The organism is Nocardioides houyundeii, from assembly GCF_002865585.1.
GTDB classification, from domain to species: domain Bacteria; phylum Actinomycetota; class Actinomycetes; order Propionibacteriales; family Nocardioidaceae; genus Nocardioides; species Nocardioides houyundeii.
Map to the genome: position 1 here is coordinate 2,825,872 of NZ_CP025581.1, position 19,820 is coordinate 2,845,691.

General features: G+C 71.9%; 19 protein-coding genes and 1 pseudogene. 12 read left to right on the forward strand and 8 right to left on the reverse strand.

Annotated elements, in window-relative coordinates:
* Nucleotides 1-4 precede the first annotated feature (4 nt).
* The 5 genes from C0R66_RS13510 to C0R66_RS13530 form a co-directional block, all read right to left on the reverse strand.
* Complete coding sequence (locus C0R66_RS13510) at nt 5-361, reverse strand: hypothetical protein (protein WP_101525140.1); 357 nt, start codon at nt 359-361, stop codon at nt 5-7.
* Between the two features lie 43 nt (nt 362-404).
* The gene (locus C0R66_RS13515) at nt 405-869 is read right to left on the reverse strand and encodes a universal stress protein (protein ID WP_101525141.1); all 465 of its coding nucleotides are present in this window, start codon (nt 867-869) and stop codon (nt 405-407) included.
* Nucleotides 870-872: 3 nt separating this feature from the next.
* The gene (locus C0R66_RS13520; protein ID WP_199286688.1) at nt 873-2,252 is read right to left on the reverse strand and encodes an APC family permease; all 1,380 of its coding nucleotides are present in this window, start codon (nt 2,250-2,252) and stop codon (nt 873-875) included.
* 63 nt (nt 2,253-2,315) lie between these two features.
* Nucleotides 2,316-3,026 (reverse strand): LuxR C-terminal-related transcriptional regulator, encoded by a 711-nt coding sequence (locus tag C0R66_RS13525; protein ID WP_101525143.1) that lies wholly within the window; start codon nt 3,024-3,026, stop codon nt 2,316-2,318.
* Nucleotide 3,027: 1 nt separating this feature from the next.
* On the reverse strand, nt 3,028-4,314 hold the full coding sequence (locus tag C0R66_RS13530; protein ID WP_101526251.1) for an ATP-binding protein: 1,287 nt from the start codon (nt 4,312-4,314) through the stop codon (nt 3,028-3,030).
* 145 nt (nt 4,315-4,459) lie between these two features.
* On the opposite strand from C0R66_RS13530, the gene C0R66_RS18740 reads away from it, so the two are divergent.
* Together C0R66_RS18740 and C0R66_RS13540 are read left to right on the forward strand one after the other, a co-directional pair.
* Nucleotides 4,460-5,665, forward strand: a complete 1,206-nt coding sequence (locus C0R66_RS18740) for a PspC domain-containing protein (protein WP_158648046.1) — start codon at nt 4,460-4,462, stop codon at nt 5,663-5,665.
* On the forward strand, nt 5,662-5,919 hold the full coding sequence (locus C0R66_RS13540) for a hypothetical protein (RefSeq protein WP_101525144.1): 258 nt from the start codon (nt 5,662-5,664) through the stop codon (nt 5,917-5,919). The genes C0R66_RS18740 and C0R66_RS13540 overlap by 4 nt, the downstream gene beginning before the upstream one ends.
* Before the next feature lie 53 nt (nt 5,920-5,972).
* On the opposite strand, the gene C0R66_RS13545 is transcribed toward C0R66_RS13540, so the two are convergent.
* A complete protein-coding gene (locus C0R66_RS13545; RefSeq protein WP_158648047.1) occupies nt 5,973-7,046 on the reverse strand; it encodes a glycerophosphodiester phosphodiesterase family protein in 1,074 nt (357 codons plus the stop codon).
* A 162-nt stretch (nt 7,047-7,208) separates the two neighbouring features.
* Between C0R66_RS13545 and C0R66_RS13550 the strand changes: the two genes are divergently transcribed.
* Nucleotides 7,209-8,933: an ABC transporter ATP-binding protein gene (locus tag C0R66_RS13550; RefSeq protein ID WP_199286689.1), complete on the forward strand. Its 1,725-nt coding sequence runs from the start codon at nt 7,209-7,211 to the stop codon at nt 8,931-8,933.
* A complete protein-coding gene (locus C0R66_RS13555) occupies nt 8,930-10,687 on the forward strand; it encodes an ABC transporter ATP-binding protein (protein ID WP_101525147.1) in 1,758 nt (585 codons plus the stop codon). The genes C0R66_RS13550 and C0R66_RS13555 overlap by 4 nt, the downstream gene beginning before the upstream one ends.
* A 17-nt stretch (nt 10,688-10,704) precedes the next feature.
* Here the strand turns inward: C0R66_RS13555 and C0R66_RS13560 are convergent, their stop codons facing one another.
* Nucleotides 10,705-11,712: an aldo/keto reductase gene (locus tag C0R66_RS13560; RefSeq protein ID WP_101525148.1), complete on the reverse strand. Its 1,008-nt coding sequence runs from the start codon at nt 11,710-11,712 to the stop codon at nt 10,705-10,707.
* 8 nt (nt 11,713-11,720) lie between these two features.
* A complete protein-coding gene (locus C0R66_RS13565) occupies nt 11,721-12,140 on the reverse strand; it encodes a MerR family transcriptional regulator (RefSeq protein WP_101525149.1) in 420 nt (139 codons plus the stop codon).
* A 130-nt stretch (nt 12,141-12,270) separates the two neighbouring features.
* Between C0R66_RS13565 and C0R66_RS13570 the strand changes: the two genes are divergently transcribed.
* The 8 genes and pseudogenes from C0R66_RS13570 (at nt 12,271) to C0R66_RS20325 (ending at nt 19,719) form a co-directional block, all read left to right on the forward strand.
* Complete coding sequence (locus tag C0R66_RS13570; RefSeq protein WP_101525150.1) at nt 12,271-13,107, forward strand: hypothetical protein; 837 nt, start codon at nt 12,271-12,273, stop codon at nt 13,105-13,107.
* A 97-nt stretch (nt 13,108-13,204) separates the two neighbouring features.
* Nucleotides 13,205-14,245 (forward strand): LLM class F420-dependent oxidoreductase, encoded by a 1,041-nt coding sequence (locus tag C0R66_RS13575; RefSeq protein ID WP_101525151.1) that lies wholly within the window; start codon nt 13,205-13,207, stop codon nt 14,243-14,245.
* A complete protein-coding gene (locus tag C0R66_RS13580) occupies nt 14,242-15,384 on the forward strand; it encodes an acyl-CoA dehydrogenase family protein (RefSeq protein ID WP_101525152.1) in 1,143 nt (380 codons plus the stop codon). The genes C0R66_RS13575 and C0R66_RS13580 overlap by 4 nt, the downstream gene beginning before the upstream one ends.
* A gap of 86 nt (nt 15,385-15,470) precedes the next feature.
* The gene (locus C0R66_RS13585; RefSeq protein WP_101525153.1) at nt 15,471-15,701 is read left to right on the forward strand and encodes a hypothetical protein; all 231 of its coding nucleotides are present in this window, start codon (nt 15,471-15,473) and stop codon (nt 15,699-15,701) included.
* Nucleotides 15,702-15,703: 2 nt separating this feature from the next.
* Complete coding sequence (locus tag C0R66_RS13590) at nt 15,704-16,807, forward strand: cupin domain-containing protein (protein ID WP_101525154.1); 1,104 nt, start codon at nt 15,704-15,706, stop codon at nt 16,805-16,807.
* 1 nt (nt 16,808) lies between these two features.
* Complete coding sequence (locus tag C0R66_RS13595) at nt 16,809-17,717, forward strand: sucrase ferredoxin (protein ID WP_101525155.1); 909 nt, start codon at nt 16,809-16,811, stop codon at nt 17,715-17,717.
* Nucleotides 17,718-17,863: 146 nt separating this feature from the next.
* Nucleotides 17,864-19,140, forward strand: a pseudogene (locus C0R66_RS13600) (AMP-dependent synthetase/ligase); the annotation flags it as partial.
* Entirely contained in the window at nt 19,132-19,719 is a 588-nt protein-coding gene (locus C0R66_RS20325) for a hypothetical protein (RefSeq protein WP_422385617.1), read from the forward strand. The pseudogene C0R66_RS13600 and the gene C0R66_RS20325, both read left to right, overlap by 9 nt.
* The last annotated feature ends 101 nt before the right edge of the window (nt 19,720-19,820 follow it).

Consider the following 19,820-nt stretch of genomic DNA (forward strand, 5'->3'; position numbering starts at 1 on the left):
CACCTCAGGCGTGCGCGGGCGACCAGAAGACGGCGACACCGATGTTGAGCACGGTCAGCGCGAGCAGCCCGAGGTACAGCCCCTGGGGGATGCTGGGCTTGCGCAGGTTGATCATGACCAGGGCCAGGATGACCAGCGCGATGGCGAACTTGACCGCGATCTTCACGTGGTTGACGTCGCCGTCCCCGGCCTCCAGGACACCCACCAGCGCGACGCCGGCGACGAACGCCGTGCCGGCGCCGTCGCGCATCAGGGCGTTGACCGACTTCTCCGATGCCGAGAGCTGGACGAGCAGCCCGCCGAGCAGGGCCGCGAAGCCCAGGATGTGGATGAAGAGCAGGATGAGGCGAAGGAGGTCCATGCCCTGAGGGTAGCGATCTCGCGGGCCCTCGCGGACCTTCGGGTCAGGTCTTGACGCCCCGCCTGCGCGGACTCGGGCGCACCACCAGCACCGGGCACGGCGCGTACTGCTGGACCCGCTGTGCCGTGCTGCCCAGCATCACGGTGTCACTGATCCCGCGGCTGCCGCTGGCCACCACCACCAGGCCCGCCTCGAGCTGCTTGGCCAGCTTGAGGATCTCGTTGGCCGGCGAGCCGCTCCGGATCTTGCGCTGGACCTTGGGCCCCCAGCCGTCGAACGTGCTGGCGATCTCGGCGAGCGCACCCTCGGCCGCGGCCCGGAACGAGCTGGTGCTCCCCGGACCCTGCTCCTGCCCCGCCAGGTCGTTGGCGAACGGCACGGCCGCCAGCGGGCGGATCACCGCGACCACCGTGACGGAGTCGACCTTGGTCGGGTCGACGAAGGACTTGAGGTATTTCGCTGCCGCCAGCGACTGCTTCGACCCGTCGGTCGCGATGAGCACGTGCATGGTTCAGACCGCCTTTCTGCTGTTGACCGCGAGCTGTGCCAGGTAGAGCACGAGACCCACCGCCACCAGGCCACCGCACCAGAGGAGGGACGACGGGTCGTCCCACACCACGTAGACCAGCAGCACCAGGTTGCCGACCAGCCCGAAGCCGAGCAAGGGCCGGTTGGCCCGGAACGTCTGCTCGCCGTCGTCGCTCCCGGTCAGCTTGAGGCAGGCGATGATCACCAGGGCGTAGATGAACAGCAGGAACACCACCGTCACGGTGGCCAGGCGCGCCACCAGGTCCACGGAGCCGTCGGTGGCCTCGGTGACCCAGGTGCCGATCACCAGCAGCAGCACCAGGATCACCGCGGAGAAGATCAGTCCCACCCAGGGACTGCGACGGCCCTGGTGGATCTTGCCGAAGACCCGGGGCACGACGTTCTCACGCGCCATGCCGTAGAGGATGCGGGGCTGGGTGACGACGGCGACCAGGGTGGTGTTGGTGATGGCGATCAGGGCGATGATCGTGAACACCGTGGTCATCACCCCGACCGGGATGGGGATCAGGTCGGCCTTGATGACCTCCAGGAGCGCCACGTCGGACTCGGTCAGCGTGGAGATGTTCACCGTCAGCGCCGCGGCGATCGAGACCAGCACGTAGATGATGCCGGCTGCCACCATGCCGCCGATGAGCGCTCGGGGGATGGATCGTTCCGGGTTGATCGTCTCCTCGGCCACGTTCACGGCGTTCTCGAAGCCGGTCATCGAGAAGAACGCCAGGGCCACACCGCCCACGATCGCGAAGATCACGTTGCTGCCCTGCGGCACCTCGAACTCGGTCAGCACGCCGAAGTCGGCGTCGCCCTGCGCGGCGTACCAGAATCCGATGCCGATGATGATCACCAGGCCGGCGATCTCCACCCACGTCATGATCATGTTGGCGACCACCGACTCGGTGATGCCCAGGTAGTTGATCACGGTGAGCACCACCAGGAAGAGCAACGCCACCAGCAGCGTGGGTGGGAGCGTCCACAGCTCGGCGAAGTACTGCGCGAAGCCGGTCGCCAGGGAGCCGGCTGCGGCGAAGCTGGCCGAGAGGAAGCTGATGGTGACCAGGAAGGTGAGCGCCTGGTTGCCGAAGGCCTTGTTGACGTAGAGGGAGGCCCCGGCCGCCTGCGGATACTTGGTGGCGAGCTCGGCGTAGGCCAGCCCGGTGATGGCGGCGATGGAGACGCCCACCGCGAAGGCGATCCAGAAGGCTCCGCCCACCTCGCCGGCGACGGCGCCGATGAGCACGTAGACCCCGGAGCCGAGCACGTCCCCCAGGACGTAGAAGAAGAGGAGCCGCCCGGTGATGGACCGCTTCAGCTCCGCGGAGCCCTGGTCCTTGGTCTCAGTCACCCCGATCGGGTGCCCGTTGCGGGTGCCCCCGAAACCTGGCGGAGCACCGCGATGCCGGCGCCCTCAGAGCAGACGACGGTCCGAGGCCCACTTGGTCAGCTGGTGGCGCGAGGACAGCTGCAGCTTGCGCAGCACCGAGGACATGTGGGTCTCGACGGTCTTGATGGAGATGAACAGCTCACGCGCCACCTCCTTGTAGGCGTAGCCGCGAGCGATCAGGCGCATCACCTCGCGCTCCCGCTCGGTCAGCCGGTCCAGGTCCTCGTCCACCGCGGTCACCTGGATGGAGCCGGCGAACGCGTCGAGCACGAAGCCGGCGAGCCGGGGTGAGAAGACCGCGTCGCCCTCGGCGACCCGCCGGATCGCCTCCACCAGCTCGGGACCGGTGATGGTCTTGGTGACGTAGCCCCGGGCACCGCCTCGGATCGTGCCGATCACGTCCTCGGCGGCGTCGCTCACGCTCAGCGCCAGGAACCGGGGGCCGGGCGCGTCTGCGGCTCGCGTGACTGAGCCCTGCAGCCGGGACATCACCTCCACGCCTCCACCACCGGGGAGGTGGACGTCGAGCAGCACCACGTCGGGACGGTGCCGGGCGATCGCGGTCACCGCCTCGTCGACGTCCGCGGCCTCGGCGACGACGTGCACCAGGCCCGGGCCGAGTGCGCCGAGCTCGGCGCGCACTCCGGCGCGGAACATCGCATGGTCGTCGACCAGCACCACGCGGACCTCGGTGCCGCCCGGCGTACCGGGCGCCGTCGGTGTCGTGCTCTCCACGTCAGTCCTCCTCCACGGGCATCCGCAGCCGCACCTCGGTCCCCTCGCGGGGCGAGGACCGGACCGAGGCGGTGCCGCCGTGCCGTTCCATGCGGTCGACGATGCTCGCCCGCACCCCCAGCCTGTCACCCGGCACGGCGGCCAGGTCGAACCCGGCCCCCCGGTCGCGCACGAAGAGCTCCACCGCGTCGGGCCCGGCCTCGGCATAGACGTCGACCCTGTCCGTCCCCGCGTGCTTGGCGGCGTTGACCATCGCTTCGCGGGAGGCGTGGACCAGGGGCCTCAGCACCTCGGTCAGGGCCGGATCCTCACCGACCGTCACCACGTCCACCGAGACGCCGTGCTCGTCCTCCACCCGGGCCGCGGCCTCCCGCACCGCGCCGAAGGTCGTCTCCGGTCCGGTCGACTCCCCGACGTAGAGCCACGAGCGCAGCTCGCGCTCCTGGGCACGCGCCAGCCTGGCCACGGTGGCTCCGTCCTGGGCGTTCTTCTGGATCAGCGCCAGGGTCTGCAGCACCGAGTCGTGGAGATGGGCTGCCACGTCCGCGCGCTCCTGGGTCCGGATGCGCTCGGCGCGCTCCGCCCCGAGGTCGGAGGCCAGCCGCAGCACCCAGGGCCCGAGGACGACGCCCAGCCCCAGGATGCCCAGCACGGCGGTCAGCGCGACGTCCCAGGTCAGCGACTGGTCGGCGTTGCTGAGCACGAACGCGGTGATGGCGCCGGCGACCAGGCACGCCCCGGCGACCATCCTCAGGTAGGAGGCCCAGGTCCCGGTGCCGAAGATCGCCCGCAGCGGGCCCATCCGACCGGTGGTGTCGAGCCAGCGTTCCCGCTGTGCCTCGTCGGCCTGGCGCCACAGCAGCGCGACGCCGACGCCGGCCAGCACCAGGGGCCAGAGGAAGCCTCCGGCCCCCACGAACGCCTGGAAGGCCAGCACCAGACCGAGGGCGAGCGCGCCCAGAGCGATGGCCGGCCCGACGTCGGTGAGCCGGGAGACCGGTCCGGGACGCTTCCCGGTGCGGGTGGCCCCCTCCAGGCCCGGCGCCGCGGTCTCGAACCGGGCGTCCGAGGGCAGGAAGAGCCACATCGCCGCGTACATGGCCACGCCCAGGCCACCGAGTGCGGTCGCGGCGACGAAGGCCACGCGCACCCACAGCACCGGCAGTGCCAGGTGCTGCGCCAGGCCCGAGGCCACCCCACCCAGGACGGGGTGCTCGGAGTCCCGGGCCGCGCGCCGGGGCTGCGGCCAGGCGTCGGGCGAGGGTGGGAGGATGTCGGCGGTCGTCATGACCCACCCATCGTCGCAGGCGAGGGCCGTACCGACCATGAGGTACACCCCCGAGGCGACCCCGAGATCCGGCAGCCACGCACCAGGCCGGGACCAGGGTCTCCCCCGATGGTGCACAGGCGCACTCGGCGACAGGCTGGGAGACATGGAAGAGACCTCAATGCCCGGGGCAGCCGGGCTGAACCCGCCACCGGGTGACGCACCCACCGACGGCCCCCGGGTGACCGGCGAGCAGGCACGCGACATCGGCCGGCTGCGCCGCCCCTACGACCGCAAGATCGCCGGCGTCGCCGCCGGGCTCGCCCGACAGTTCGACGTCGACCCCCTGGTCCTGCGCATCGCCTTCGTGGTGCTGGCGTTCTTCGGCGGCGCCGGGCTCGTGCTGTACGGCGCCCTGTGGCTGCTGCTTCCCGAGGACGGCGCCACCGCGGCCCCGCTCCCCCTGGACGAGCGGAGCCGCGGCATCGCGGTGATCGGTGCCGGCGTCCTGGCCGCGCTGCTGCTGCTCGGCGACTCCTGGAACCTCTACTGGTTCCCGTGGCCGCTCGCCCTGCTCGCCCTCCTGGTCTGGGCGTTGTTCTTCCGCGACGGCTCCCGGTCCTCCCGCGGGCCGGCGCCCGCCGACCCCATGGCCGGCACGCCGTACGGCGCCCCCGTCGCGCCACCCGAGGCCCCGAGCCCGCCGGCGTACCAACCCGTCTACCAACCGCCGACCCGGCCTCGGGACCCGCGCAAGCGCGGGCCGCTGCTCTTCTGGTTCACCTGCGCCCTGGTCGCCCTGGCTGTCGGCGTGCTGGGCATCGTCGACCTGGCCGGGGCGCCGGTGGTGGACAGCGCCTACTCCGCCCTGGCCCTGGCGGTGATCGCGGTGATGCTCCTGGTCGGGGCGTTCTACGGAAGGGCCGGCGGGCTGATCCTGCTCGGCCTGGTCGCCGCCAGCGTGATGGCCGGCAGCATGGCGACCGAGGAGTTCCGCGGTGAGCGGCTCGAGGCCGTCCCGTTCTCCCCCGAGCAGGTGCAGGACGACTACGAGATGAACACCGGCGAGCTGGTCCTGGACCTGCGGGAGGTGGCGGACCTCGAGGCGCTCGACGGGCGCAACGTGACCCTGTCCGGCGGAGTCGGGAGGATCGAGGTGCTGCTGCCCGAAGGACTCGACGCCGACGTGACCGCGGAGGTCGGGGGGCCGGGGCACGTGGAGCTCTTCGAGACCGTCGACCGTGGCGGGATCGGCACCAGCGCCACCGCCTCGAGTGCCGGCAGAGACGACCAGCCCCTGATCGAGCTCGCCGTCGAACTCGGCGTGGGCGAGATCGTCGTGAAGACCAAGATGGTGGGAGAGCGACCGTGACCGAGCACGAGAACACCGATCCGTACGCCGCCGACGAGTCCGCCCAGCGGGCCGACGGACGGCACCCGCTCAACGTCACCCACCTGGTGATGGGGATCGCCTTCCTCAGCTTCGTCGGGGTCTGGGCCCTGATCTCCAGCGACCTGGTGCGCATCGACGACCTGCGGTGGCTGCTCCCGGTGCCCTGGGTGCTGGCGGGGCTGGGCGGGCTGCTCGCGACCGCGTTCGGAACTCGCCGCTCCAGCTCGGGCTGAGGCAGACGAAGTGGTGGATCGATGTCGCGGGCGGCCCCGCCAGCTGCATCAAGTCACCACTTCGCCCGGCGGCCCAGGCCCTGCACCGCCGGCACGGCGAGGTCGGGGTGGTCGGTGATCACCCCGTCCACCCCGGCCGCCAGGAACGCCCGCACCTCGGCGGCCAGGCCACCGTGCGCCTCGGGTCCCCCGGGGCCGCGGAGGTCGCTGGGCAGGTAGCGGTTCTCCGCCCGCAGCGTCCACACGTGCACGGTGAGCCAGTGCCGGTGAGCGCGGCGCACCAGGTCGGTGGGAGCACCCAGCCTCCCCTCGGGGTCCCGCGGCAGCACCAGCGAGCGCGCCACCCCCAGCCCGTCGGCGTACTCGGAGATCCAGGCGAGGCCCTCGGGGGAGACCAGGTCGGCCCAGGTACGAGGGTCGCCAGCGAGCTCCAGGTCCCGGGGGCTCCCCTCCCCCTCCTCGAGGAGCTGCACCAGCGGGAGCCGGCAGAGCCCCGCGAGCTCGCGCAGGACGCCCGTCTCGAAGGACATCACGCTGACCCGCGAGCGCGGGTCGGCCAGTCCGTGCCGCGCCAGGTCCGCCAGCAGCGGGGGCACCAGGGGCAGACCCCGGGCCGCGAAGTGGCTCGGGTGCTTGAGCTCCACCATCAGTCCCACGGTGCGTCCCCGACGACTGGCCTCCGCGCCCACCGCCGCCAGCACCTCGTTGAAGGTGGGCACGCCTTCCACCCCGTCGTGGGAGGCGCTGTGGGCGCGCAGCTCGGGGTGGCGCTCCCGGGCAGCCAGCCGCTTGACCTCCGCCAGGGTCAGGTCCTCGGTGAACCAGCCGGTCACCGGTTGTCCGTCGACGACCCTGGTGGTGCGGTGGGGGGCGAGCTCGGGGTGCTCGGCGACGTCGGTGGTCAGCGAGAGCTCGTTCTCGTGGCGTGCCACCAGCACCCCGTCGGCGGTGATGACCAGGTCGAGCTCGATGTCGTCGACGCCCATCCGGATCGCGGTCCGGTAGGCGTCGAGGGTGTGCTCGGGCCGGTGCCCGCTGGCGCCCCGGTGCGCCACCACCGCCGGGGTGACGACGAGGCTGCGGGTGGTGCTCCGAGTGGGAGCCGGGGCCTGCTTCTGGGCGACCATGGGACAACCGTCGTGCCCCCCGGCAGCGCCGGGCCGACGGGTGCCGGTCGGTGAGGTGGCCAGCAGGTGAACTCTGGTCGCCACCGCAGGGTGTCCCCCGCCACCCCCTCCGCGCCGTAATTGATTCGCCGCCGCGCCGGGTCGGACCGTAACCTTGGGCGAGTGCGCCAACTGCCCCTGACCGATCCCGGCACCGCCGACCATCGGTCCCCGGGCCGCTTCCTGTGGTGGCTGGCCAAGGGCCAGTGGCAGACCCTGGCGGGCGGCATGGCCTTCGGGATCGTGTGGATGGGCGCCCAGGCCGTGATGCCCGCGGTCCTGGGTCGAGCCATCGACCACGGCGTCGCGGACCGCGACTTCGACCAGCTGCTCGTCTGGGCCTCGGTGATGCTGGCGATCGGGCTGGTCCAGGCCTTCTGCGGGATCATGCGGCACCGCTTCGCGGTCACCAACTGGCTCATCGCCGCATACCGCACGGTGCAGCTGGTCGGCCGGCACACCGTCCACCTGGGCGGCACGCTGCCGCGGAAGGTCTCCACCGGTGAGGTGATCGCGATCGGCACCAGCGACCTCTCGCACCTGGGCCAGGTGATGGACGTGACCGCGCGCTTCGTCGGGGCGGTCGTCTCGTTCGTCCTCGTCTCGGTGATCCTGCTCAGCACCTCGGTGACCCTGGGCCTGGTGGTCCTGATCGGCGTCCCGCTGCTGATGCTGCTCATCGGCCCGATCCTGAGCCCGCTGCAGCACCGCAGCGCCCACCAGCGACACCTGATGGGTCGGCTCTCCAACACCGCCACCGACATCGTGAGCGGGCTGCGGGTGCTGCGCGGCATCGGCGGCGAGCAGGTCTTCCTGGGCCGCTACCGCCGCCAGTCCCAGGAGACCCGGCGGGCCGGGGTGGAGGTGGCGCGGCTGCAGTCGGTCCTGGAGGCGCTCCAGGTCTTCCTGCCCGGCTTCTTCGTGGTCCTGGTGGTCTGGCTGGGCGCCCGCTCCGCCGTCGCCGGGGAGATCAGCGTCGGCGAGCTGGTGGCCTTCTACGGCTACGCGGCGTTCCTGATGATCCCACTGCGCACGGTCACCGAGTACGCCAACAAGTTCATCCGGGCCCGTGTCTCGGCCCGGCGCGTGTGCACGGTCCTGGCGCTGACCCCCGACCACACCGATCCCGAGACTCCCGCACCATCGCCCCCGCCCGGCTCGGAGCTGTACGACGCCCGGACGGGGCTGCGCGTCGGTCCCGGTCGCCTGGTGGCCGTGGTCTGCGAGCGCCCCGACGAGTCGGCGCTGCTGGCGGACCGGCTGGGGATGACCGCTGCCGAGATCGACCACGACGTCACGCTGGGCGGCACGCCGCTGCCCGCGCTGCGGCGCCGCGAGGTGCGCGAGCGGATCGTGGTCTCCGACACCGGCGCCACCCTGTTCTCGGGTCGCCTCGGCGACCGGCTCGACGTGACCGGCAGGGGCGGGGCCGAGGCCGTGCACGCCGCCCTGGCCACGGCCAGCGCGCAGGACGTGCTCGAGGCACTGCCGGAGGGCCTGGACAGCCTGGTCTCCGAGCGGGGCCGCAGCTTCTCCGGTGGACAGCGCCAGCGCCTGGTGCTGGCGCGCGCCCTCACCGGCGACCCGGAGATCCTCGTCCTGGTCGAGCCCACCTCTGCGGTGGACGCCCACACGGAGGCACGGATCGCGGCGCGCCTGCGCCAGCACCGTGCCGGCCGGACCACGGTCGTCACCACCACCAGCCCGCTGATGCTCGACGCCGCCGACGAGGTGGTCCTGCTCGAGGAGGGCAAGATCGTGGCCACGGGCACCCACACCGAGCTGCTGGACTCCTGTCCCGCCTACCGCGCCGTGGTCACGCGCGAGACCGAGGAGGTCCTGCAATGAGCGTCGGGACCTCGCTGCCGGTCGCGCAGGGCCGGGACGTCGGCCGCTACGCCCTGTCCGTCGGGCGACGCCATCCCCGGCTCCTGGTCACCGCCCTGACCCTGCACGTGCTGGCCGCCGTCACCGCGCTGGCGGCCCCCCGCCTGCTCGGCGAGCTCGTCGAGGCCGTCGAGACCGGCACCACCGTGGGTCACGTCGACAAGGTGATCATGGTGCTCGCGGGCTTCCTGGTGGCCCAGACGGTGATCACCCGTTATGCCCGGCTGGTCAGCCAGGTGCTCGGTGAGCAGGTGCTGGCCGAGCTGCGCGAGGACTTCGTGGACAACGCGCTGGCGCTGCCGATCAGCACCGTGGAGTCGGCCGGCTCGGGCGACCTGATGACCCGCACCAGCCGCGACGTGGAGCAGCTCGGCTGGTCGGTGCGGATGGCCCTGCCGGAGTGGACCATCGCGATGGTCACCGCCGTGCTGACGCTGGGGGCCGCGATCAGCGTCGGCTGGTGGGTGGCGCTGCCCTGCCTGCTCGCACTTCCGCCGCTCGTGGTGGGCCTGCGCTGGTACCTGGCGCGGGCGAAGGACGGCTACCTGCGCGAGTCGGCGACGTACTCCCAGATCAACGCCACGCTCAGCGAGACCGTGGAGGGTGCCCGCACGGTCGAGGCGCTCGGTCTCTCCGAGGAGCGGGTCCGGCAGATCGACGCGGACTGCAAGGCCTCCTTCGACGCCGAGCGCTACACCCTGTCCCTGCGCACCCGCTTCTTCCCCAGCATGGAGATCTCCTACCTGCTGCCGACCGTGGCCACGCTGCTGTTCGGCGGCTGGCTCTACACCCGGGGCAGCGTCAGCCTGGGAGAGGTCACCGCGGCCACGCTCTACGTGCAGATGCTGATCGACCCGGTGGACCGGATCGTCTCCATCCTCGACGAGCTGCAGATGGGCGCCGCCTCCCTGGCGCGGCTGCTCGGTGTGGCCCAGGTCCCCGACGACCGCGAGGCCACCGACGCCCAGCCCCTGGACGAGCGGCTCGAGGCCTCCGACGTCCGGTTCTCCTACGTGGAGGGCCGCGACGTGCTGCACGGGGTGTCGATCGACATCGGTGCGGGCGAGCGGATCGCCATGGTCGGTCCCTCCGGGGCGGGGAAGTCGACGCTCGGACGCCTGCTGGCCGGCATCCACCCGCCCCGCACCGGGTCGGTGACCGTGGGCGGTGTGGGCCTGACCGAGCTGCCGCTGGCAGACCTGCGCGGCCACGTCGCCCTGGTCACCCAGGAGCACCACGTCTTCGTCGGCTCGGTGCGGGAGAACCTCGCCCTGGCGGTGCCCGAGGGACGGGTCGCGACCGACGACGACGTGCTGGCAGCCCTGGAGGCGGTCGACGCCCAGGACTGGGTCCAGGCACTCCCCCAGGGCCTGGACACCGAGGTGGGATCCGGCGGAGTCGCGCTGTCCGCACCGCAGGCCCAGCAGATCGCGCTGGCCCGGCTGGTGCTGGCCGACCCGCACACCCTGGTCCTCGACGAGGCGACCTCGTTGATCGACCCGCGCGCCGCTCGCCACCTGGAGCGCTCGCTGGCCGCCGTCCTGCACGGACGCACGGTGGTGGCGATCGCGCACCGGCTCTTCAGCGCCCACGACGCCGACCGCGTCGCGGTGGTCGAGGACGGGGTGATCTCCGAGCTCGGCTCGCACGACGAGCTGGTCGCCGCCGGCGGGTCGTACGCCGCGCTCTGGGACTCCTGGCACGGCCGCGACTGACGGCTCCGGCGCCTGCGTCAGGAGTCGATGGAGGCCATGTCCCCGTACCTGTCGCCGGCCACGGCGCCGCGCGGCACGGCCTCGGTGAGCGCGTCCAGGTCGGCGGGGCTGAGGGTCAGGGCCGCGGCACCGACGTTCTCCTCCAGGTACTTCACGCGCTTGGTCCCGGGGATCGGCACGACGCCGATGCCCGCGCGCTCCTGCTGGGCGAGCACCCACGCCAGCGCGAGCTGGCCCGGGGTGCAGCCCAGGCCGTCGGCGATCTCCCGGACCCGCTCCACCAGCCGCAGGTTGGCCGCGAGGTTCTCCCCGCTGAAGCGGGGGAAGTACCCCGACCGGCGGGAGTCGGTCTCCGGGAGCGAGTCGTCGGCGGTGATCTTCCCGGTGAGGATCCCCCGCCCCAGCGGGGAGTAGGGCACCAGGCCGATCCCGAGCTCGGCGAGCGTGGGCAGGATGGTCTCCTCCAGGTCGCGGGTGAACAGCGAGTACTCGGTCTGCAGGGCCGTGATCGGGTGCACCTGGTGCGCCCGGCGGATGGTCTGGGCCGAGGCCTCGGAGAGACCGAGGTGGCGCACCTTGCCGGCGGCGACCAGCTCGGCCATCGCACCGACGGTCTCCTCGATGGGGACCGCGGGGTCGACCCGGTGCTGGTAGTAGAGGTCGACGTGGTCGACCCCGAGGCGCTGCAGCGAGGCGTCGCAGGCCCGGCGCACGTAGTCCGGGCTCCCGTTGATCCCGACCATGGTGCCGTCGGGGGTGCGCTCGTTGCCGAACTTTGTCGCCAGCTGCACCTCGTCGCGGCGGCCCGCGATGGCCTTGCCGACCAGCTGCTCGTTGGTGAACGGGCCGTACATGTCGGCGGTGTCGAGGAAGGTGACGCCGAGGTCCAGGGCGCGGTGGATGGTCTCGATCCCGCCCTTCTCGTCGGGGGTCCCGTAGAACTCCGACATGCCCATGCAGCCGAGGCCCAAGGTCGAGACGGTGAGGGCGGAGGTGGTCCCGAGGGTGCGTGTGGTGAGGGTCATGGCTCCACTCAAGCCCCTGGAGCGCGCTCCACGTCAAGGCCGGCGACGGCCTCGTAGTTCCCGATCTTGGCCTCGATCGCGCCCAGGTGCTCGGTAACCTCGCTGAGCCGGGCAAGCACCGCCTGGCGGTGGGCGCGCAGCAGGTCCAGCCGGGCGTCCTCGTTGCCGCTGCCCTCGCGCACCATGGCGGCGTACCGGCGTACGTCGCGGATCGGCATGCCGGTGGCCCGGAGCCGGGTCACCATCTCGATCCACCGCAGGTCGGCCTCCTCGTAGCGCCGGTGCCCGGTCGTGGAGCGCCCGACCGGGCGCAGCAGCAGGCCGTCGCGCTCGTAGTAGCGCAGCGTGTCGATGCTGAGTCCCGCGCGGTCCGCGGCCTCGGCGATGGTCAGGCCGGCGCTGGTCCCGCTGGTCGTCACCGTGGTCATCGTCCCAGTCTCCGCCCTGGAGCCCGCCCCAGGTCAACCCCGCATCCAGCGCCGCGAAGTTCGCCGATTCGCCAGCGGCCAGGGCTGAGGCGCGTGGAGAATCGCCGCAGTCGGCGGGGAGGGGAGCACAGTGAGCGATCGCCGGGAGCAGCGCCGCCGCGCGCACTGGTTGGAGGCTCAGCTCCGAGAGCTCGACCGGCTGGACGCCCGGCACGGACTGGGCGCTAGCCCCTTCACCGTCGAGCAGCGCCGGCCTCGGCGCACCTACGGCCCCGCACTGCTCGGCCTCACGGTGGCGATGGTGCTCCTGGTCGCGGCCTTCCTCACCTCCGCCGACCCGCAGGTGGCGCGCGTGCGGGAGCTGTTCGGCATCGAGGTCGCCCCGACCGGCGACGTGCCCGGCGCCCACTACACGTTCATGCAGCACCAGCAGGGGTCACCGGAGCCGATCGGCTACGACCCGTGCACGCCGATCCGCTACGAGATCAACGCGACCGGCGCGCCAGAGGACTACCTGGAGTACGTCGAGACCTCGGTGGAGCGGGTCAGCGAGGCCAGCGGCCTGGTGTTCGAGTACGTGGGGCTCACCGACTCCCGCAACTTCGACCTCGACGGCGACGCGGCGGGCCGGCCCCCGGTGCTGGTCGGCTGGGCCACCGAGGACGAGTACGAGCCCCTGGCCGGCAACGTGGCCGGGGTCGCCGGGAGCGCGTCGCTGCCGGTCTTCCCCGGCCACGCGCAGTACGTCACCGGCCGGGTCGTGCTCGACACCGAGGTCTTCGGCTCCTCCGACTTCACCGGCCACCAGCTGCAGCCGATCGTGGACCACGAGTTCGCCCACCTGGTCGGGCTCGACCACGTGGAGGACCCGGGCGAGCTGATGGACACCGACGGCACCGCGGTGACCAGGTTCGGCGAGGGCGACCTCGCCGGCCTCGCCCGCCTGGGCGGACTGCCCTGTCTGTAGCCCGGCCCGAGGGGTCTCTTGCTACTGTGACACCGGTTACTGTGACAGTGGTTCTGTCACAGTCCGACGCGCCGCGCCCTACCCGAAGAGGATCCGAATGAAGCTCTCCACGACGCTGATGTACGACGGCAACCCGCGACAGGCGGCCGACACCGTCGCGTCGTACGAGCAGGCCGGGCTGGACACCGTGTGGGTGGCCGAGGCCTACGGCTTCGACTCCCCCACCCTGATGGGCTACCTGGCCGCCAAGACCGAGACGGTCGAGATCGGATCCGCGATCCTCAACATCTACTCCCGCACCCCGGGTGCGCTGCTGCAGACGGTGGCGGGGCTGGACAACGTCTCGGGCGGACGCGCCATCCTCGGTCTCGGGGCCTCGGGCCCGCAGGTGATCGAGGGCTTCCACGGCGTCCCCTACGCCAAGCCGCTGGGCCGTACCGCCGAGGTCATCGACCTGGTCCGCCGCGGCCTCAAGCGCGAGAAGCTGACCTCCGACGGCATCTTCCACCTGCCGCTGGACCGCGAGGACGGGGCGGTCACCGGCCTGGGCAAGCCGCTGAAGATCCTGACCCACCCGGAGCGGGACACGGTGCCGATCTTCATCGCCGCGCTGGGCCCCAAGAGCGTGGAACAGGCCGCGAGCATCGCCGACGGCTGGATCCCGCACCTGTTCCACCCCGAGAAGGCGCACCTGGTGTGGGGCGACGCGCTCCAGGCAGGCCGGGCCCAGCGCGCGGCCGACCTGGGGCCGCTGCAGATCACCGCCGGCGGGATGCTCGCCATCGGCGAGGGACCCGAGACCAAGGCGCTGCTCGACTTCGCCCGCCCGCTCTTCGCGCTCTACGTCGGCGGCATGGGCGCCAAGGGCAAGAACTTCTACAACGACGTCGCGAAGTCCTACGGCTACGAGCGCGAGGCCGAGGAGATCCAGGACCTCTACCTCTCGGGCAAGAAGAAGGAGGCCGAGGCCCTGATCCCCACCGACTGGCTCGAGGCGGCCAACCTGGTCGGGCCGGAGTCCTACGTCAAGGAGCGGATCGCGGCCTTCGCCGAGGCCGGGGTCACCAGCCTCAACATCGTCCCGGTCACCGAGGACCCGCTGGACGCCATCGCCAAGGTGAAGGAGTGGGTCTCGTGACCTCGCCCGTCTTCGAGTCCGAGCACGAGGACTTCCGTCAGAGCGTCCGCACGTTCCTGGACAAGGAGGTCGTGCCGCACCACGCCCAGTGGGAGGCCGACGGGATCGTGCCCCGGGAGCTCTGGCGCAAGGCCGGGGCCGCGGGGCTGCTGTGCTTCGACGTGCCTGAGGAGTACGGCGGTCCGGGCATCGACGACTTCCGGTTCAACGTGATCGTCTCCGAGGAGGCGACCCGGGTCGGTGCGAGCGGCCCGGGCTTCTCCGTGCACACCGACATCATCGTGCCGTACCTGATCAGCCTGGGCACCGAGGAGCAGAAGCAGCGCTGGCTGCCCGGGTGCGTGTCGGGCGAGATCATCACCGCGATCGCGATGACCGAGCCGGGTGCGGGGTCGGACCTGCAGGGCATCCGGACCACGGCCGTGGACGCCGGCGACCACTACGTGCTCAACGGCTCCAAGACCTTCATCTCCAACGGCATCAACGCCGACGTGGTGATCGTGGTGGCGCGCACCGACCCCGACGCCGGGCACCAGGGCATCAGCCTGCTGGTGGTGGAGCGCGGCATGGCGGGCTTCGAGCGAGGACGCAACCTGGACAAGATCGGCATGCACGCCCAGGACACCGCGGAGCTGTCGTTCAGCGACGTCCGGGTGCCCAAGGAGAACCTCCTCGGCGAGGCCGGGCAGGGCTTCATCTACCTGATGATGAACCTCCCCCAGGAGCGCCTGATCATCGGCGCCCAGGCGGTCGCGGCAGCCGAGTACGTCGTCGGGCTCTGCATCGACTACGCCCGTGAGCGCGAGGCCTTCGGTCGACCGATCGGCAAGTTCCAGCACAACCGCTTCCTGCTGGCCGAGATGGCCACCGAGGCGCGAGTGGCTCGCGCCTTCCTCGACGACTGCCTGCGCAAGCACCTCGACAAGGAGCTGACGGCGGTGGACGCGGCGATGATCAAGTGGTGGGCCACCGAGCTCCAGAACAAGCTGGTCAACCAGGGCGTGCAGCTGCACGGCGGCTACGGCTACATGCGGGAGTACCCCATCGCCCGGGCCTACGTGGACAGCCGCATCTCCACGATCTACGGAGGCACCACCGAGATCCAGAAGGAGATCATCGGCCGGTCGCTCGGCATCTGAGTCGTCGGGGCCACAACTGGGTACCTACCGCACACGAAAGCCTTGACGGGCCCGCCGCCGAGGCAGTGCATCGAGGAGATGGCCACATGACGACGACTCCGGACGAGCCGCTGAGCGACGACCAGATGAGCACCGAGCAGGGCGACCTGACCGGCACGACCCCCGGCCTCGGCGACGCCGACGGAACCGACGCCGACGGGACGGACGGCACCGACGGCGACTCCGGCGACGCCGACGGCACCGACTCGCACGACGCGGACGGGACCGACTCCGGTGACGCCGACGGGACCGACGGCACGGACGGCGCCGCGCTCTGAGCATGCTCGACCTGCTGACCGGTGATGCCCAGGCCTTCCTCACCAAGACCTGGGCGTCACGGGTGCACGTGCACCACACCGAGCCGGCGGCGCTGACCGGTCTGCTGGGGCTGGCCGACGTCGACCGACTGCTCACCTCCAGCGCCATCCGGACGCCCGCCGTCCGGGTCGCCCGGGACGGCGCGGTGCTGCCCGAGTCGGGCTACACCCGCGGCGGCAGCCTCGCCGGCCGTCCCCTGACCGGGCTGGTGGACCCGGCCAAGCTGCTGGGCCTGCTGGACGACGGCGCCACCGTGGTGCTGCAGGGCCTGCAGCGCTACTGGCCTCCGCTGGCGGACCTGGTGGCACAGCTCGAGCTGGAGCTCGGGCACCCGTGCCAGGCGAACGCCTACCTGACTCCTCCCGGCGCGCAGGGCTTCGCGGTGCACAGCGACAGCCACGACGTGTTCGTGTTCCAGACCCACGGCACCAAGCTGTGGGAGATCGACGGCGCCGAGCTGCTGCTGGAGCCCGGAGTCGTGGCCTACCTCCCGACCGGGACTCCGCACGCCGCCCGCGCCCAGGAGTCGATGTCGCTGCACGTGACCCTGGGGATCAACCAGCTCACCTGGCGGGCCCTGGTCGAGCGGGCCGTGGCGGAGGCCGTGGACCAGGTGCCCGACACCCATCTGCCCGCTGGCTACCTCCAGGACCCGTCGGTGCTGGCCGAGGGCCTCGCGCCGCACCTGGCGGCCGTCGCGGACGCCGTACGCGCGGAGGCGCCCGGAGCCGTCGCGGAGCGGCAGGTACGCCGATTCCTCACCGGCCGACCGTCCCGGCTGGCCGGGTCGCTGGTGGACCGGGTCGGGCTGGCAGCGCTGGATCGCGGCACGCCGCTGGAGCGCCGGCCGGGGGTGCCGTGCGTCCTCGAGGATGCCGAGGACCGGCTCCGGGTGCTGCTGGGCGACCGGGTGCTCGTGGTGCCAGCCCGACTGCGACCCGCCCTGGAGGAGGTGGCGCGCCGCGACACCCTCGTCCCCGGCGATCTCGAGGGGGTCCTGGACCTCCCCAGCGCCGTGGTGCTGTGCCGCCGACTCGTCCGGGAGGGGCTGCTCCGGATTGCCTGAGATGTTCCGCTGCTCCGTGGCCAGCCGGATCCGCGACGACGACCTGGCCGGCACCGCCTCCACGGTGCGCAGCTTCCTGCTGCTCCAGCACCCCGGGCCCTGGGGCGTGGACGCGCTGCGCGACGCCCGGCTCCCCGACGGGCTCGGTGATCGGCTGCGCGCCGAGGCCCATCGCGCCCGTACCCGGGTGCTGCTCATCCGCCGGGCCGGGCGCAGCGCCGACCGGGCGGTGCGGGTCTTCGCGGCACGAGTGGCCGGAGCAGACTCCTGGCTGGGCACGGCCACGCTCGACAGCATCGCCGAGGTGGCCGACCTCGACCTGGTGGCACTGGCCCGCGGCGAGCACGCGGGTCTGGAGACCCACGAGGAACCGGTGCTGGCGGTGTGCACCCACGGGCGCCACGACGTGTGCTGCGCCGAGCGCGGTCGGCCCATCGCGCGGGCACTCTCGGCCGACCCTGCCCTGGCGGACCAGGTGTGGGAGTGCTCCCACATCGGCGGCGACCGGTTCGCCGGCAACGTGCTGGTGCTGCCCCGAGGGCTCTACTACGGCGGCCTGGACCCCGACACCGCGCTCGAGGTCGGCCGCGCCCACCGCCGGGGCAGGCTGGTGCTGGAGAACCTGCGCGGTCGGTCGGACCTGCCGATGGTCGTGCAGTCGGCCGAGATCGCCCTGCGCCACCACCTCGGGCTCACCGGCCTGGACGACGTGGTGCCGCTGGCACGCACCACCCAGGGCGACCGGACCACCGCCCGGTTCGCGGTCACTGCCGTGGGCCACCACCGGACCGAGGAGGCCGAGGTGGTGATGCGGCGGAGCTTCTCCGCAGAGCCCCATCGGCTCACCTGTGCCGCGGTGCGGCCCGACCCGGTGCCCCAGCACGAGGTCGTCACCATCTCGCTCGGCTGACCTCCCGTCGTACGCCGCGCCACCGGCGACGAGGCACCTAGGCACGACGCCCAAGAAATTTAGAACTTGTTACAAGTGTTTTGCTTGCGCCGACCGCGCACAGTGGTGAGACTCACGTCACAACCACTGATGGAGGTCCACCACCCATGAACGCCGCCAACGACCAGGTCCTCGCCGAGCGCGCCCGGATCCAGGCGCTCGTCGAGGGACGAACGCTCATCGACTCCCTGGCCGAGACCGCCCAGCGGTACGCCGACGAGCCGGCGTACTCGGACCGCAACCAGGTGGACGAGGGGTGGCGGACGCTGACCTGGGGGCAGACCCGGGAGGCGGCGCTCGACGTGGCGGAGGGCCTGGCCGCCCTCGGCGTCGAGCCGGGCGACCCGGTGGCGGTGATGGCCACGAACCGGATCGAGCACGTCCTGGCGGACATGGGCTCGGTGCACGCGGCCGCGGTCCCGATGTCGATCTACAACACCCTCTCCCCGAGCAGGTCTCCTACATCGCCGAGCACTCCGGCGCGAAGGTGGCGATCCTGGAGCGCGAGGACCACCTCGCCCGTTGGAAGACGGCGCTGGACCGCGACCCCGGCATCAAGGTCGTGGTCATCGAGGCCGACGCGCCGGCCGGCGAGCGCTACACCACCTGGGACCAGCTCATCGAGGCCGGACGGGCCCGCCGGTCCGAGAATCCCGGGGAGCTCGAGGAGCGGCACGCCGCGGTCACCCCCGAGACCACGGCCACCATCCTCTACACCTCCGGCACCACCGGGAACCCCAAGGGCGTGGTGCTGACCCACCACAACGTGCAGTACGAGGCGGTGAGCACGCTGGAGGCCGCCGGCCTGGCCGAGGAGCGTCAGACCCAGATCAGCTATCTGCCGCTGGCCCACATCGCCGAGCGCATCCTGGGCGTCTACGGCCCCCAGATGCAGGGCAGCCACCAGTACTGCATCGCGGACCCCTCCGAGCTGCTGGCCACCCTGGGCGAGGTGCACCCCACCGCCTTCTTCGGCGTGCCCCGGGTGTGGGAGAAGATCCAGACCGGGATCGCGGCCAAGCTGGCCGCGGACCCCAACCCCGACAACGTCAAGATGGTGCAGGACTCGATGGCGGCCGGTCTCGCCTGGGTCGAGGCCCAGGAGGTCGGCGGCACCATGACGCCCGCGGTAGAGGAGGCCTACCAGCAGGCGGAGGCGGCGATCCTGGGCTTCCTGAAGCTGCTGCTGGGCCTGGACCAGGTGCGCTGGGCGGGTTCGGCCTCCGCGCCCATGCCGGTGGAGACCACCCGCTTCATGGCCGGCCTGGGCCTGAAGGTGTACGACGTCTACGGCATGACCGAGACCTGCGGCGCCGTCACCGCCAACGGGCCCGGCGACTTCCGGATGGGCACGGTGGGGCGGGCCACGCCGGGCATGGAGGTGGTGCTGGGCGAGGACGGCGAGGTGCTGGTGCGCGGCCCGGTCAACACCCCGGGATACCACCGCCAGTCCGACGCCACCCGCGCCCTGGTCGACGCCGACGGCTGGCTGCACACCGGCGACATCGGCACCATCGACTCCGACGGCTTCGTCTCGATCGTGGACCGCAAGAAGGAGCTGATCATCACCTCCGCGGGCAAGAACATCGCGCCCTCCAACATCGAGAGCTACCTCAAGGAGTCCCCGATCGTCGGGCACGCGATGGCCATCGGCGACGGCCGGCCCTACGTCGTCGCCGTGCTCACCCTCGACGGCGAGGTGGCCCCGATCGTGGCCCAGCAGATGGGGCTGGAGTTCACCGACCTCGCCGACCTCGCGAGCCGACCGGAGATCCGCAAGATGGCCCAGGACGCCGTCGACAAGGCCAACGAGCGACTCTCCCGCCCCGAGCAGGTCAAGGCCTTCGAGCTGCTCGGCAACGAGTGGACGGCCGAGTCCGAGGAGCTGACTCCCACGCTCAAGCTGAAGCGCCGAGTGGTGAACCGAAAGTACTCCGACATCGTGGACGCGCTCTACGCCTGATCCCCCCGCCAGCACGACTCTAGTAATTCGACCTGATTACTAGGGTCGCGCTCGCGGCGGATCTCCGGCGGGGTTACCTTTCTCCCCACCACCGGGGGACG

Excerpts from the sequence above, each read along its gene's own strand:
- C0R66_RS13515 (WP_101525141.1), bottom strand. The coding sequence starts at position 869 with ATGCACGTGCTCATCGCGACCGACGGGTCGAAGCAGTCGCTGGCGGCA.
- C0R66_RS13545 (WP_158648047.1), bottom strand. The coding sequence starts at position 7,046 with ATGGTCGCCCAGAAGCAGGCCCCGGCTCCCACTCGGAGCACCACCCGC.
- C0R66_RS13590 (WP_101525154.1), top strand. The coding sequence starts at position 15,704 with ATGCTCGACCTGCTGACCGGTGATGCCCAGGCCTTCCTCACCAAGACC.
- C0R66_RS13565 (WP_101525149.1), bottom strand. The coding sequence starts at position 12,140 with ATGACCACGGTGACGACCAGCGGGACCAGCGCCGGCCTGACCATCGCC.
- C0R66_RS13575 (WP_101525151.1), top strand. The coding sequence starts at position 13,205 with ATGAAGCTCTCCACGACGCTGATGTACGACGGCAACCCGCGACAGGCG.
- C0R66_RS13595 (WP_101525155.1), top strand. The coding sequence starts at position 16,809 with ATGTTCCGCTGCTCCGTGGCCAGCCGGATCCGCGACGACGACCTGGCC.
- C0R66_RS13560 (WP_101525148.1), bottom strand. The coding sequence starts at position 11,712 with ATGACCCTCACCACACGCACCCTCGGGACCACCTCCGCCCTCACCGTC.
- C0R66_RS13585 (WP_101525153.1), top strand. The coding sequence starts at position 15,471 with ATGACGACGACTCCGGACGAGCCGCTGAGCGACGACCAGATGAGCACC.
- C0R66_RS13510 (WP_101525140.1), bottom strand. The coding sequence starts at position 361 with ATGGACCTCCTTCGCCTCATCCTGCTCTTCATCCACATCCTGGGCTTC.
- C0R66_RS18740 (WP_158648046.1), top strand. The coding sequence starts at position 4,460 with ATGGAAGAGACCTCAATGCCCGGGGCAGCCGGGCTGAACCCGCCACCG.
- C0R66_RS13555 (WP_101525147.1), top strand. The coding sequence starts at position 8,930 with ATGAGCGTCGGGACCTCGCTGCCGGTCGCGCAGGGCCGGGACGTCGGC.
- C0R66_RS20325 (WP_422385617.1), top strand. The coding sequence starts at position 19,132 with ATGGAGGTGGTGCTGGGCGAGGACGGCGAGGTGCTGGTGCGCGGCCCG.
- C0R66_RS13530 (WP_101526251.1), bottom strand. The coding sequence starts at position 4,314 with ATGACGACCGCCGACATCCTCCCACCCTCGCCCGACGCCTGGCCGCAG.